This window comes from Streptomyces sp. NPDC000983 (assembly GCF_040299205.1).
Classification (GTDB): Bacteria; Actinomycetota; Actinomycetes; order Streptomycetales; family Streptomycetaceae; genus Streptomyces.
This window is the reverse complement of sequence record NZ_JBEPBM010000005.1, coordinates 156,462-170,402: the sequence shown is the minus strand read 5'-3', so window position 1 is coordinate 170,402 and position 13,941 is coordinate 156,462. Positions and strand designations below refer to the sequence as shown.

Genomic DNA, 13,941 nt, shown 5'->3' with positions numbered 1-13,941 from the left:
GTCACGGCCGCGACGCTAACCGCCCGTCCCCCGGGCGGGCCAGCGAATTAGGCGGAGTCGTTCAGCAGCCTGGCCAGATGGTCGTGCCCCGCGCCGAGCAGTTCCGGCAGCGGTGCCGCGTCCTCGTACCAGCGCTTCTCGTACTCCCAGCACAGCCAGCCGTCCCAGCCGTGCCGGGAGAGCACCTCCACGCACTCGGCGAGCGGCAGCACGCCCGCGCCCAGCGGCAGCGGGGTGGTGTCGGAGGCCGAGGCGATGTCCTTGACCTGGACATAGCCCAGATGGGGGGCGAGCGCGGCGTACGACTCCGAGGGCTGCTCGCCGCCCAGCCAGGTGTGCATCACGTCCCACAGCGCGCCCACCTGCCGGTGCCCGACCGGGCCGAGGACCCGGATCGCGGCGGCTCCGGTGCGGTGCGAGTCGTGCGTCTCCAGCAGGATGCGCACGCCGGCCCCGGCCGCGTACTCGGCGGCGGTGCCGAGCCTGCGCGCGGCGGTGGCGTCGGCCTCCTCCGCGCTGGGGGAGTCCTTGCCGCCTGGGAAGACCCGGACGTAACCGGCGCCGAGGTCCACGGCGAGGTCGATCAGGGTGCGGATCTCCTCCACCACCGGGGCGTCCGGGCCGGGGGCGGCGACCTTGGCGTACCCGGCGATGCCGACGACCTCGACGCCGGCCGACCGGAACACCTCCGCCGCCTCGGCCCGCGCGTCCGGCCCGAGGCCCGGATGGACCGGCTCCTCGGGGTGCGCGCGCAGTTCCACGCCGTGGTAACCGTGGTCGGTCGCGAGCCGCACCACGTCGACGAGGGGAAGACCGGGGACACCGAGAGTGGAGAACGCCAGCTTCATGCTCGTGACTCTACGCGCCCGGCCCGCCCCTCACCCGGCGCCGTCAGCCGCGCGGGACCCCCGTGGACCCCCGGACCATCAGCTCGCCGCGGATGGTGGCGATCCCGCCCGGCGGTTCCTCCTCGCGGCCCATCGCGATCCGCCCGGCCCGCGCGCCGGCCTCCGCCAGCGGCAGCCGTACCGTCGTCAGGGACGGCACCGCGTCGATGCTGAACGGCAGGTCGTCGAAGCCGGCCACCGAGACGTCCTCGGGGATGCGCAGCCCCGACTCCCGCAGCGCGGCGCACGCGCCCAGGGCGACGGAGTCGTTCGCGGCGACCACCGCCGTCAGCGTCGGGTCGCGGCGCAGGAGTTCCAGCGTGGCCTCGTACCCCGAGCGCCGGTCGTAGCGGCCGTGCACCGTCCAGCGCGGGTCCTCCTCGATGCCGTGCGCCCGCAGCGCCGCCCGGTGTCCCTCCAGCCGGTGCCGGGTCGTGGTGCGCTCCTCCGGGCCGGCGATGTAGCCGAGCCGCCGGTGGCCGAGGCCGATCAGATGCTCGGTCAGCTCCCGGCCGCCGCCGCGGTTCTCGAAGTTCAGCGCGACGGCCCCGGTGTCCGGCGCCGGCGGGCGCCCGCAGAGCACCACCCGGGTGCCCGCGTCCGCGAGCTTGCGCAGCTTGGCCGCGACGGCCGCCACGTGCGGCGCGTTCTCCACGGCGCCGCCGGTCAGCACCACCGCGGCCGCCCGCTGCCGCTGGAGCAGGGTCAGATAGGTCAGCTCGCGCTCCGGGGAGCCGCCGGTGTTGCAGACCACCGCGAGCCGCTCGCCGCCGGCGCGTCCGCCGGGCCCGCCGATCTCCGCCTGGATGGCGCTCGCCATGATCCCGAAGAACGGGTCGGCGATGTCGTTGACGAGGATGCCGACCAGGTCGGACGTGGCGGCGGCCAGCGCGCTGGCCGGCCCGTTCAGCACGTAGTCCAGCTCGTCCACCGCGCGCAGCACCCGTTCCCGGGTCGACGCGGCGACGGGGTAGTTCCCGTTCAGTACGCGCGACACCGTCGCGGGGGAGACCTGGGCGCGGGCCGCCACGTCCGCCAGGGTCACCGTCATCTCGTCGTCCTTCGGTCGCGCATCCTTCGTACCCCCTCGTACGTCATACGTGCTCGTAGACAGGCCTGTGCCGCCCGCGGTTCCAAGCCGCCGTGCAGACCATAAGGCCGGGCACCCCGTTTGTTCGCCCCCTCGAACAACTCTTCCGAGTCGCGCTCTTGTCCCGAGCGCTGCTGAGAGGCTAGCTTCTCCTCGTATAGAAAGCGCTTGCTGTGTTGCTCACCAGTCACACCGGTGGACCGCCGGGCCGGTGGGATGTACGCGGCGCGCACGACCGCGTACCCCGCGTACCACCTATGAAGGGATCCACGTGACACGCAAGACGGTGCGTATCGCCATGAACGGCGTGACCGGGCGCATGGGTTACCGCCAGCACCTGGTCCGTTCCATCCTCGCGCTGCGTGAGCAGGGCGGCCTCGACCTCGGTGACGGCACGGTGCTGTGGCCGGAACCGATCCTGGTGGGCCGCCGCGAGCACGCGCTGAACGCGCTTGCTGAACGGCACGGTCTGGACCCGGCGAACATCTCCACGGACGTCGACGCGGTCCTCGCCGACCCGTCCGTCGACATCTACTTCGACGCCCAGGTGACCTCGGCCCGCGAGGAGGCGATCAGGAAGGCGATCGCCGCCGGCAAGCACGTCTACACCGAGAAGCCCACCGCCACCGGCCTCGACGGCGCCCTGGAGCTCGCCCGGCTCGCGAACGCGGCCGGCATCAAGCACGGCGTCGTCCAGGACAAGCTCTTCCTGCCGGGCCTGCTCAAGCTCAAGCGCCTGATCGACGGCGGCTTCTTCGGCCGGATCCTGTCGGTGCGCGGCGAGTTCGGCTACTGGGTGTTCGAGGGCGACTGGCAGCCCGCCCAGCGCCCGTCCTGGAACTACCGCGCGGAGGACGGCGGCGGCATCGTCGTCGACATGTTCCCGCACTGGGAGTACGTCCTGCACGAGCTGTTCGGCCGGGTGAAGTCCGTCCAGGCCATCGCCACCACCCACGTCCCGCAGCGCTGGGACGAGAACGGCAAGCCCTACGACGCCACCGCCGACGACGCCGCCTACGGCATCTTCGAGCTGGACGGCGGCGCCATCGCCCAGATCAACTCCTCCTGGGCCGTCCGCGTCAACCGCGACGAGCTGGTGGAGTTCCAGGTCGACGGCACCGAGGGCTCCGCCGTCGCGGGCCTGCGCAACTGCCGGGTCCAGCACCGCTCGGCCACCCCCAAGCCGGTGTGGAACCCGGACATCCCCGCCACCGAGGTCTTCCGCGACCAGTGGCAGGAGGTCCCCGACAACGCCGAGTTCGACAACGGCTTCAAGGCGCAGTGGGAGCTGTTCCTGCGCCACGTCTACGCCGACGCCCCCTACCACTGGGACCTGCTGGCCGGCGCCCGCGGCGTCCAGCTCGCCGACCTGGGCCTGAAGTCCTCGGCCGAGGGCCGCCGCATCGAGGTGCCGGAGATCGCGCTGTGACCCTCCGACTCCCCGGCCCGGACGGGGCCCTGCGGACCTACGAGCCCCGCACCGACCCCTTCACCCCGGGCTCCGCCGCCCCCCTCACCTCCCGTACGGTCTTCTCGGCCGCCCATGTCGTCGCCGACCCCTTCGCCGACGCCGGCCCCGACGCGCCCGCCGCGGTCGACTGGGACGCCACCCTCGCCTTCCGCCGGCACCTGTGGTCCCACGGACTCGGCGTCGCCGAGGCGATGGACACCGCCCAGCGCGGCATGGGCCTGGACTGGACGGGCGCCGCCGAACTGATCCGGCGCAGCGCCGCCGAGGCGAAGGCCGTCGGCGGCCTCGTCGCCTGCGGTGTCGGCACCGACCAGCTCGCCGCGGGTACCACCGCCCAGGTGCGGGCTGCCTACGAGGAGCAGCTCGCGGTGGTGGAGGAGTCGGGCGCCCAGGCGATCCTGATGGCCTCCCGCGCCCTGTGCGCCACCGCGTCCGGCCCCGAGGAGTACCTGGAGGTCTACGGCCACCTCCTGCGCCAGGCCGCCGAACCGGTGATCCTGCACTGGCTCGGCCCCATGTTCGACCCGGCGCTGGAGGGCTACTGGGGCTCCGCCGACCTGGACGCGGCCACCGAGACCTTCCTGGAGGTGATCGCCGCCCACCCGGACAAGGTGGACGGCATCAAGGTCTCGCTGCTGGACGCGCGGCGCGAGGTCGACCTGCGGCGCAGGCTCCCCGACGGTGTGCGCTGCTACACGGGCGACGACTTCCACTACCCCGAGCTGATCGCCGGCGACGAGCAGGGCTTCAGCCACGCCCTGCTCGGCATCTTCGACCCGCTGGGCCCGCTCGCCGCCGAGGCGGTGCGCATCCTCGACACCGGCGACCGGGCGGGGTTCCGTGAACTCCTCGACCCGACGGTCGAGTTGTCCCGGCACCTCTTCCAGGCGCCGACCCGCTTCTACAAGACGGGCGTGGTGTTCCTGGCCTGGCTCGCGGGCCACCAGTCGCACTTCACGATGGTCGGCGGCCTGCAGTCGGCCCGCTCCCTGACGCACTTCGCCCGGGCCTACGAACTCGCCGACACCATCGGCCTGTTCCCCGATCCCAAGCTCGCCGAGGAGCGGATGAAGAACCTGCTGGCGGTGTACGGGGTGGACCAGTGACCTCACTCGCGCGCTTCTCCATCAACCAGATGACGGTCAAGCAGTTGTCGCTGCCCGAACTCGTCGACGCCTGCCGTGAGTCGGGCGTCGGCCAGGTCGGCCTGTGGCGCGAGCCCGTCCAGGAGTACGGCGTGGAGGCCGCGGCCAAGCTGGTCCGGGACGCCGGGCTGGCCGTCACCACCCTGTGCCGCGGCGGCTTCCTCACCGCCGTCGACCAGGACGAGCGGGCCCGGGCGCTGGACGACAACCGCCGGGCCGTCGACGAGGCGGCCGCGCTCGGCACCGACACCCTGGTGCTGGTCTCTGGCGGCCTCCCGGCCGGCTCCAAGGACCTGCGCGGGGCGCGGGAGCGGATCGCCGACGCGCTCGCGGTCCTCGGCCCGTACGCCGAGGAGCACGGGGTGCGGCTCGCCATCGAACCGCTGCACCCCATGTACGCCGCCGACCGCTGCGTGGTCTCCACGCTGGCCCAGGCCCTCGACCTCGCGGAGCGCTTCCCGGCCCGCCAGGTCGGCGTCACGGTGGACACGTACCACATCTGGTGGGACGAGGACGCGCCCGCGCAGATCGCCCGGGCGGGCGCCGGCGGCCGTATCCACTCCTTCCAGCTCGCCGACTGGACGACCCCGCTGCCCGAGGGCGTGCTCAACGGCCGCGGCCAGATCGGGGACGGATCGATCGACATGCGCGAGTGGCGGGGGTACGTCGAGGCGGCCGGCTACACCGGCGCCATCGAGGTGGAGCTGTTCAACGACGCCCTGTGGGCCAGGGACGGCCGCGAGGTCCTGGCCGAGACGGCCCGCCGCTTCCTCCGGCACGCGGACTGAGGGAAGAGGCGGGGTGGGAGCCGGTGGCGTGCGGGCCGCCGGTTCGACCGGGGAGGGGGACGCCGACCGCGACGTCCCCCTCCCTCACTTCGCGGCGCACCGGGTGGTCGGTACGACGCGGCCGACCCCGGCCACCCGCAAGGGCCTTCGGCCGCGGGGACCGGCCCGAAAAAATCTCCGGAAAATTCTCCGTGCGACCGTGCAACCCTTCCCGGGGGTCGCGGGTCGTACATGGCGTCGGAACTCTTGGAGGGGGATCTGGGGGGATCGCGGGGGGTTCTGACACGGAGGGGGACAGCGCGAGGGGGTCCGGTCGGCCGACCGGACCCCCTCGAAGCGTCTTTGGCGTGGTCCGTGGCCGGGGTCCGGCTCCGAGCGCGCTCGCCCCCACGCCCGACGGACCGGCTCAGAGCCCATCGACCTCCGCTCCCGACGGAGACGACTCCTGCGCGCCGCGCCGGGTGACCGCCGCCGCGCCCACCCGGGCCGCGTACGCCGCCGCCCCGGCGAGCGGGGCGCCCGCGCCCAGCCGGTACGCCAGCGCCGCGGTGAACGCGTCGCCCGCACCGGTGGTGTCCACCGCCGTCACCGGCACGCCCGGGACCTTCGACAGACCCTCGTCCGACACCACCAGCGCGCCCTCGGCCCCGAGCGTCACGACCACCGACCGCGGCCCCTTCGCCAGCAGGATCCGCGCCCAGTCCGCGGGCCCGGCGCCCACGCACGCGTCCCCCAGGATCACCCGCGCCTCGTGCTCGTTGACGATCAACGGATCGCAGACGGCGAGCACCTCCGGCGGCAGCGGCCGCGGCGGCGAGGCGTTCAGCACGAACCGGCTGCCCTCCGCCAGACTCCGCACCACCTCCACCACCGTCTCCAGCGGGATCTCCAGCTGGACCGACACCACCCGGGAGGCCTGGAACAGGCTCGCGGCGGCCCGCACGTCCCCCGGCGCGAGCAGGGCGTTGGCACCCGGCGAGACCACGATGCTGTTGTCCCCGGACGGATCGACGGTGATCAGCGCCACCCCCGTCGGCGCCCCGCCCACCAGCACACCCACCGTGTCCACCCCGGCCCGCCGCTGCGAGTCGAGCAGCAGCCTGCCGTGGGTGTCGTCGCCGACCCGGGCCAGCAGCGCCGTCCGGGCCCCGAGCCGGGCCGCGGCGACCGCCTGGTTGGCGCCCTTGCCGCCCGGGTGGACCACGAGATCGGAGCCGAGCACCGTCTCCCCGGCCCCCGGTCTGCGCTCCACACCGATCACCAGGTCGGCGTTGGCCGAGCCCACGACCAGCAGGTCGTAGTCGTGCATGAGTGATCCCCCCGTCGCGACGAGCCGTCCGGAGCCCCCGCCCACCGAACCCGGCCACGGCACACCCCATCCGCACACTCTCTCCCCGACCGCCCCGCAACCGCCCCCGTTTTCGCCGGATCCGCCCGATCCGCAGCCCGGGACCGCCGCCGCGCAGGACCCGCCCGAGGGTGCCAGGCTGGAAGTGCGGGATCGATTCCTCAGCAGGCCCTGGAGGCCGGAGACGGAGGAGCCATGACGGCGGCGGCACGCGACGACGTACCCGTCGAACTCGAAGGCGGCGGAGTGGAACTGCGCACACAGCCGGTCGGCGGCGGGCTGTCGGTCGGGTTCCTGCGGCTGCCCGCGGGCACGGACATGGGCCCGGCGATGAAGGGCCTGCCCGACGACGCCTGCCAGTGCCCGCACTGGGGCTATCTGCTGAAGGGCCGGCTGCGGATGCTCACGCCCTCCGGCGAGGAGGTCTACGAGGCGGGCCAGGCCTACTACTGGGCCCCGGGGCACGTCCCGCTGGCACTGGAGGACTGCGAGTTCGTGGAGTTCTCCCCGACCGAGGAGTTCGAGAAGGTCGTCGCCCATGTGAAGGCGCAGGCCGGCTGAGCTGTCGGTGGCGGGCGGTACCGTCGGGGCATGTCCAATGCGGCGGTGGTCGAAGGCGTGCTCGAACGCATCACGTACGCCAACGAGGAGAGCGGCTACACGGTCGCCCGGGTCGACACCGGCCGGGGCGCCGGCGACCTGCTGACGGTCGTCGGCGCGCTGCTCGGCGCCCAGGTCGGCGAGTCCCTGCGGATGGAGGGCCGATGGGGCTCCCACCCGCAGTACGGCAAGCAGTTCACCGTCGACAACTACACGACCGTGCTGCCCGCCACCGTCCAGGGCATCCGCCGCTACCTCGGGTCCGGGCTGGTCAAGGGCATCGGGCCGGTCTTCGCCGACCGCATCACCCGGCACTTCGGCACGGACACCCTCAGAATCATCGAGGAGGAGCCCAAGCGGCTGATCGAGGTCCCCGGGCTCGGCCCCAAGCGGACCGGGAAGATCGCCGAAGCCTGGGAGGAACAGAAGGCGATCAAGGAGGTCATGCTCTTCCTCCAGACCGTCGAGGTCTCCACCTCCATCGCCGTGCGCATCTACAAGAAGTACGGCGACGCCTCGATCTCCGTGGTGCGCGAGCAGCCCTACCGGCTCGCCGCCGACGTCTGGGGCATCGGCTTCCTCACCGCCGACCGGATCGCCCAGTCCGTCGGCATCCCGCACGACAGCCCCGAGCGGGTCAAGGCCGGCCTTCAGTACGCCCTCTCCCAGGGCAGCGACCAGGGCCACTGCTACCTCCCCGAGGAGCGGCTGATCGCCGACGCGGTGAAACTGCTCCAGGTCGACACCGGCCTGGTCATCGAGTGCCTCGCCGAACTGGCCCTGCCCGACGAGGAGTCGGGGGAGTCCGGCGTCGTACGGGAGAAGGTGCCCGGGGAGCACGGCGAGCCGGTCACCGCCGTCTACCTCGTCCCCTTCCACCGCGCCGAGCTGTCCCTCTCCGGCCAGCTGCTGCGGCTGCTGCGCACCGACGAGGACCGTATGCCCGGCTTCCGGGACGTGGCCTGGGACAAGGCGCTGGCCTGGCTGAAGGACCGCACGGGCGCCGACCTGGCCCCCGAGCAGGAGGCCGCCGTCAGGCTGGCGCTGACCGAGAAGGTCGCCGTGCTCACCGGAGGCCCCGGCTGCGGCAAGTCGTTCACGGTCCGCTCGGTCGTCGAACTGGCCCGCGCCCGCAAGGCGAAGGTGGTCCTCGCCGCGCCCACCGGCCGCGCCGCCAAGCGCCTGGCCGAACTCACCGGCGCCGAGGCGTCCACCGTGCACCGGCTGCTGGAGCTCAAGCCCGGCGGCGACGCGGCCTACGACCGGGACCGTCCGCTCGACGCCGACCTCGTCGTCGTCGACGAGGCGTCCATGCTGGACCTGCTGCTCGCCAACAAGCTGGCCAAGGCGGTCCCGCCGGGCGCGCACCTGCTGTTCGTGGGCGACGTCGACCAACTGCCCAGCGTCGGCTCGGGCGAGGTGCTGCGGGACCTGCTGGCCGAGGGCGGCCCGGTGCCCGCGGTCCGGCTCACCCGGGTCTTCCGCCAGGCCCAGCAGTCCGGCGTGGTCACCAACGCGCACCGCATCAACTCCGGGCAGCATCCGCTCACCGAGGGGATGAAGGACTTCTTCCTCTTCGTCGAGGACGACACCGAGGAGGCCGGCCGGCTGACCGTGGACGTCGCGGCCCGCCGTATTCCGGCCAAGTTCGGGCTCGACCCGCGCCGGGACGTCCAGGTCCTCGCCCCCATGCACCGCGGGCCCGCCGGCGCCGGCAACCTCAACGGCCTGCTCCAGCAGGCCATCACGCCGGGCCGCCCCGACCTGCCGGAGAAGCGGTTCGGCGGGCGGGTCTTCCGGGTCGGCGACAAGGTCACCCAGATCCGCAACAACTACGACAAGGGCGCGAACGGCGTCTTCAACGGCACCGTCGGCGTGGTCACCTCGCTCGACCCCGTCGACCAGCGGCTGACGGTCCTGACCGACGAGGACGAGGAAGTGCCCTACGAGTTCGACGAACTCGACGAGCTGGCGCACGCGTACGCGGTGACCATCCACCGCTCCCAGGGCAGCGAGTACCCGGCGGTGGTCATCCCGGTCACCACGGGGGCGTGGATGATGCTCCAGCGCAATCTGCTGTACACGGCGGTCACCCGGGCCAAGCGGCTGGTCGTCCTGGTCGGCTCGCGCAAGGCGATAGGCCAGGCGGTGCGCACGGTCTCGGCCGGACGGCGCTGCACGGCACTGGACTTCAGGCTCGCCCCCCGCCCCCTGGAGGGCTGAGACGCCCTCCGGAGGGCCCGGACCCCGGCTCTCACCGTCCCCACGGGGGCGGTGAGTGAAATTTGATCGATCAAACGAGTCGTAAAGGTCACACAGCTCTTCCGGATGCCGGTGTCCAGGGGGCAGGATGAACAGGTTGGCGGCACTCAGTGCCGCCGATAAGCCCAATGGTCGACCCCGAGTGCACTCTCCTGCGCCAAATGGGGGATGGTAGAGACAGTCAGGGCAACCTCGAAGAAGAGGCACAACGTCGGTGAGGGATGACGTGAGCGACAACTCTGTAGTACTGCGGTACGGCGACGGCGAGTACACCTACCCGGTGATCGACAGCACCGTCGGTGACAAGGGCTTCGACATCGGCAAGCTCCGCGCCCAGACCGGTCTGGTGACCCTGGACAGCGGCTACGGCAACACGGCCGCGTACAAATCCGCCGTCACCTACCTCGACGGCGAGCAGGGCATCCTGCGGTACCGCGGCTACCCGATCGAGCAGCTGGCCGAGCGCTCGACCTTCCTGGAGGTCGCCTACCTGCTCATCAACGGCGAGCTGCCCACCGTCGACGAGCTGAGCACCTTCAAGAACGAGATCACGCAGCACACCCTGCTGCACGAGGACGTCAAGAACTTCTACCGCGGCTTCCCGCGGGACGCCCACCCGATGGCGATGCTGTCCTCGGTGGTCTCCGCGCTGTCGACGTTCTACCAGGACAGCCACAACCCCTTCGACGAGAAGCAGCGCGACCTCTCCACGATCCGCCTGCTCGCCAAGCTTCCGACGATCGCGGCCTACGCCTACAAGAAGTCGATCGGCCACCCGTTCGTCTACCCGCGCAACGACCTCGGCTACGTCGAGAACTTCCTGCGCATGACCTTCTCGGTGCCCGCCCAGGAGTTCGAGCTGGACCCGGTCGTGGTCTCCGCCCTCGACAAGCTGCTGATCCTGCACGCGGACCACGAGCAGAACTGTTCCACCTCCACGGTCCGCCTGGTCGGCTCCTCGCAGGCGAACATGTTCGCCTCGATCTCGGCCGGCATCTCCGCGCTCTGGGGCCCGCTGCACGGCGGCGCCAACCAGTCCGTGCTGGAGATGCTGGAGGGCATCCAGGCCTCCGGCGGCGACGTCGACTCCTTCATCCGCAAGGTGAAGAACAAGGAGGACGGCGTCCGCCTGATGGGCTTCGGCCACCGGGTCTACAAGAACTTCGACCCCCGCGCCAAGATCATCAAGGCCGCCGCGCACGACGTGCTGTCCGCCCTCGGCAAGTCCGACGAGCTGCTGGACATCGCGCTGAAGCTGGAGGAGCACGCGCTCTCCGACGACTACTTCGTCTCGCGCAGCCTCTACCCGAACGTCGACTTCTACACCGGCCTCATCTACCGGGCCATGGGCTTCCCGACCGAGATGTTCACGGTCCTGTTCGCCCTCGGCCGGCTGCCGGGCTGGATCGCCCAGTGGCACGAGATGATCAAGGAGCCGGGTTCCCGCATCGGCCGCCCGCGCCAGATCTACACCGGTGTCGTCGAGCGCGACTTCGTTCCGGTCGAGGAGCGCTGACCGCTCCGTAGCGGCGGGGGCCTGTCCTGCGGACGGGCCCCGGCGGCGTCGGCAATAGCGAAAGGCGCCCTGGCGCCGGTCCCCCCACGGGCCGACGTCCAGGGCGCCTTCCCATGTCCCGGTGCGGATTCCCCCCACGGGATCCGGCCGGGCGTCTGTGAGGACAGCGCCTGAATTCGCTGTTGTTCGGTACTGCGTTGAGCAGAACGGGCGGGTGTGCCCGTACTACTCGGTGTGCGGTCTGCCGGGACAGCGCACGCTCGGGAGGGCCGCTCAAGCTCCCCGGGGTGCGTGCCCCGGCAACGCATCTCTGAGGAAGTCCCCCAAGACATCCCCAGATGTCGGTCAGCGCCCCCCAAGACGCATTCCGACATCGCCAACTTAGACCTTCGAACCCCTTCGATGGTTACGTTCGCATCACTGTGATCTGCGTCTCTTGCATATGTCCGTTAGATGCGCAAGGGCACGGATACGCCGGACGAGACCCAAGCGTAAGGATGATGCGCGAGCCTTGTGAAGAGCTTATGTGAGGCTCGCGCCGGACTCCAGAGGGCCCCTGCCCTCACCGCGGCAAACTCCCGGTAACTTCCGCCGGGTTCAGGAGAACGTACGCAATCGCAGGCTGTTCGAGACCACGAAGACCGACGAGAAGGCCATCGCCGCCCCCGCGATCATCGGGTTGAGCAGACCGGCCGCGGCGAGCGGCAGCGCCGCCACGTTGTAGCCGAACGCCCACACCAGGTTGCCCTTGATCGTGCCGAGCGTGCGGCGGGAGAGCCGGATGGCGTCCGCCGCGACCCGCAGGTCCCCGCGGACCAGGGTCAGGTCCGCGGCCTCGATCGCCGCGTCGGCGCCGGTGCCCAGGGCGAGCCCCAGGTCGGCGGCGGCCAGGGCGGCCGCGTCGTTGACGCCGTCACCGACCATCGCGACGGTCCGCCCCTCGGCCCGCAGCCGCCGCACGGCCTCGACCTTCTCCTCGGGCAGCACCTCGGGGATCACCCGCTCGATGCCCACGGTCCGCGCCACCGCCTCGGCCACCGCCCGGTTGTCCCCGGTCAGCAGCACCGGTTCGAGCCCCAGCGCGCGCAGCTCGCGCACGGCCTCGGCGCTGGTGTCCTTGACCGTGTCGGCCACCGCCAGCACCGCCCGCGCGGTCCCGTCCCAGCCGGCCACCACGGCCGTACGTCCGTCCCGCTCGGCCTTCTCCCGGGCCCGGGCGAGCTCCTCGGGCAGTTCGGCGAAGAGGCGCCCCACGGCGACCTCATGGCCCTCCACCCGCCCGCGCACGCCCCGCCCGGGCACGTTCCGGAACCCCTCGACCGACGGCAGCCGCCCGGTCCGCTCCTCGGCGCCCGCGGCGACCGCCCGGGCGACGGGGTGCTCGGAGGCGTGCTCCAGGGCGCCCGCGAGCCGCAGCACCTGCCGCTCGTCGGCGCCCTCGGCGACGTACACCTCGTGCAGGGTCATGCGGCCCGTGGTCACCGTGCCGGTCTTGTCGAGGACGACCGTGTCGATCCGGCGGGTGGACTCCAGCACCTGCGGGCCCTTGATCAGGATGCCGAGCTGGGCGCCGCGTCCGGTGCCGACCATCAGCGCGGTCGGGGTCGCGAGTCCCAGGGCGCAGGGGCAGGCGATGATCAGGACGGCGACGGCCGCGGTGAACGCGTCCACGGTGTCGCCGGTGGCGCCCAGCCAGCCGCCGAAGGTGGCGACCGCCAGCACCAGGACCACCGGGACGAAGACCGCGGAGATCCGGTCGGCCAGTCGCTGCACCTCGGCCTTGCCGCTCTGCGCCTCCTCCACCAGCCGCGCCATCCGCGCGAGCTGAGTATCCGCGCCGACCCGGTCGGCCCGGACCACCAGCCGCCCGCCGACGTTGACCGTGGCCCCGGTGACCGTGTCCCCGGCCGCCACGTCCACCGGCGCGGACTCCCCGGTCAGCAGCGCGGCGTCCACCGCGGAGGCGCCCTCGACGACCGTGCCGTCGGTGGCGATCCTCTCCCCGGGGCGGACCACGAACAGGTCCCCGACGGCCAGCGCGGCGACCGGCATCCGCAGCTCGCGCCCGTCCCGGAGGACGGCCACGTCCTTGGCGCCCAGTTCCATCAGCGCCCGCAGCGCCGCCCCCGAGCGCCGTTTGGCCCGGGCCTCCAGCCAGCGGCCCAGCAGGATGAAGGCCACGACCCCGGAGGCGACCTCCAGATAGATCGTCGAGGCGCCGTCCATGCCGCCGACGGTGAGCCGGAACTCCTCCCGCATCCCGGGCATGCCCGCGTCCCCGAGGAACAGCGCCCACAGCGACCAGCCGAAGGCGGCCAGGGTGCCGATCGAGACCAGGGTGTCCATGGTGGCCGCGCCGTGCCGGGCGTTGGTCCACGCGGCGCGGTGGAAGGGCAGCCCGCCCCAGACGACCACGGGCGCGGCGAGCGTGAGGGCCAGCCACTGCCAGTTGTCGAACTGGAGCGCGGGAACCATGGAGAGCAGCACGACGGGCGCCGCGAGCAGCGCGGAGACGGTGAAGCGCCGGCGGTGGCCGGCCGTCTCGGGGTCGTCCCCGGGCCCGGGCCCCGCCGCGACGGGGTCGGGGGCCGGCTCCTCGGCGGTGTACCCGGTCCGTACGACGGTGGCGATCAGGTCGGCCACCTCGACGCCCGCCGGGTAGCTGATCCGAGCTTTCTCGGTGGCGTAGTTGACGCTGGCCGTGACCCCGTCCATCCGGTTGAGCTTCTTCTCGACGCGGGCGGCGCAGGACGCGCAGGTCATGCCCCCGATCAGCAGCTCGACCTCGGCTGCGGGGGTTATCGGGGCCTGGGTGGTGGAGGGCATGGGCCGGA

Annotated in this window: 10 protein-coding genes; 6 read left to right on the top strand and 4 right to left on the bottom strand. The window is 72.4% G+C overall.

Translation table 11 applies throughout. The features are described 5' to 3' along the window. Positions 1-47 precede the first annotated feature (47 nt). Positions 48-848 carry a sugar phosphate isomerase/epimerase family protein gene (locus tag ABT296_RS07785; protein WP_351924376.1) on the bottom strand — a complete coding sequence of 267 codons (801 nt, stop codon included), beginning with the start codon at positions 846-848 and terminating at the stop codon, positions 48-50. Positions 849-891: 43 nt separating this feature from the next. Beyond that, positions 892-1,938: a LacI family DNA-binding transcriptional regulator gene (locus ABT296_RS07780; protein ID WP_351924374.1), complete on the bottom strand. Its 1,047-nt coding sequence runs from the start codon at positions 1,936-1,938 to the stop codon at positions 892-894. A gap of 310 nt (positions 1,939-2,248) precedes the next feature. On the opposite strand from ABT296_RS07780, the gene ABT296_RS07775 reads away from it, so the two are divergent. Genes ABT296_RS07775 through ABT296_RS07765 form a run of 3 tightly spaced genes read left to right on the top strand, consistent with a single transcriptional unit; the run spans position 2,249 to position 5,381 of the window. Continuing rightward, a complete protein-coding gene (locus ABT296_RS07775; protein ID WP_351924373.1) occupies positions 2,249-3,406 on the top strand; it encodes a Gfo/Idh/MocA family protein in 1,158 nt (385 codons plus the stop codon). Then, positions 3,403-4,554, top strand: coding sequence for a dihydrodipicolinate synthase family protein (locus ABT296_RS07770; protein ID WP_351924372.1), 1,152 nt, complete (start codon positions 3,403-3,405; stop codon positions 4,552-4,554). The genes ABT296_RS07775 and ABT296_RS07770 overlap by 4 nt, the downstream gene beginning before the upstream one ends. After that, positions 4,551-5,381 carry a sugar phosphate isomerase/epimerase family protein gene (locus tag ABT296_RS07765; protein ID WP_351924371.1) on the top strand — a complete coding sequence of 277 codons (831 nt, stop codon included), beginning with the start codon at positions 4,551-4,553 and terminating at the stop codon, positions 5,379-5,381. Before ABT296_RS07770 ends, ABT296_RS07765 begins: the two co-directional genes overlap by 4 nt. A 406-nt stretch (positions 5,382-5,787) precedes the next feature. Here the strand turns inward: ABT296_RS07765 and ABT296_RS07760 are convergent, their stop codons facing one another. Further along, on the bottom strand, positions 5,788-6,690 hold the full coding sequence (locus ABT296_RS07760; protein ID WP_351924369.1) for a ribokinase: 903 nt from the start codon (positions 6,688-6,690) through the stop codon (positions 5,788-5,790). Positions 6,691-6,924: 234 nt separating this feature from the next. On the opposite strand from ABT296_RS07760, the gene ABT296_RS07755 reads away from it, so the two are divergent. The 3 genes from ABT296_RS07755 (at position 6,925) to ABT296_RS07745 (ending at position 11,107) form a co-directional block, all read left to right on the top strand. Then, positions 6,925-7,290, top strand: coding sequence for a cupin domain-containing protein (locus ABT296_RS07755; protein WP_351924367.1), 366 nt, complete (start codon positions 6,925-6,927; stop codon positions 7,288-7,290). 30 nt (positions 7,291-7,320) lie between these two features. Next, entirely contained in the window at positions 7,321-9,552 is a 2,232-nt protein-coding gene (recD2, locus tag ABT296_RS07750; RefSeq protein WP_351924365.1) for an SF1B family DNA helicase RecD2, read from the top strand. Between the two features lie 265 nt (positions 9,553-9,817). Further along, positions 9,818-11,107: a citrate synthase gene (locus tag ABT296_RS07745; protein ID WP_351924362.1), complete on the top strand. Its 1,290-nt coding sequence runs from the start codon at positions 9,818-9,820 to the stop codon at positions 11,105-11,107. Between the two features lie 597 nt (positions 11,108-11,704). On the opposite strand, the gene ABT296_RS07740 is transcribed toward ABT296_RS07745, so the two are convergent. Beyond that, positions 11,705-13,933 carry a heavy metal translocating P-type ATPase gene (locus ABT296_RS07740; RefSeq protein WP_351924360.1) on the bottom strand — a complete coding sequence of 743 codons (2,229 nt, stop codon included), beginning with the start codon at positions 13,931-13,933 and terminating at the stop codon, positions 11,705-11,707. Between the last annotated feature and the right edge of the window lie 8 nt (positions 13,934-13,941).

What these genes read in the sequence shown, in the direction of transcription:
- ABT296_RS07785 (WP_351924376.1), bottom strand. Translation starts at nt 848, where the DNA reads ATGAAGCTGGCGTTCTCCACTCTCGGTGTCCCCGGTCTTCCCCTCGTC.
- ABT296_RS07780 (WP_351924374.1), bottom strand. Translation starts at nt 1,938, where the DNA reads ATGACGGTGACCCTGGCGGACGTGGCGGCCCGCGCCCAGGTCTCCCCC.
- ABT296_RS07760 (WP_351924369.1), bottom strand. Translation starts at nt 6,690, where the DNA reads ATGCACGACTACGACCTGCTGGTCGTGGGCTCGGCCAACGCCGACCTG.
- ABT296_RS07755 (WP_351924367.1), top strand. Translation starts at nt 6,925, where the DNA reads ATGACGGCGGCGGCACGCGACGACGTACCCGTCGAACTCGAAGGCGGC.
- recD2 (WP_351924365.1), top strand. Translation starts at nt 7,321, where the DNA reads ATGTCCAATGCGGCGGTGGTCGAAGGCGTGCTCGAACGCATCACGTAC.
- ABT296_RS07740 (WP_351924360.1), bottom strand. Translation starts at nt 13,933, where the DNA reads ATGCCCTCCACCACCCAGGCCCCGATAACCCCCGCAGCCGAGGTCGAG.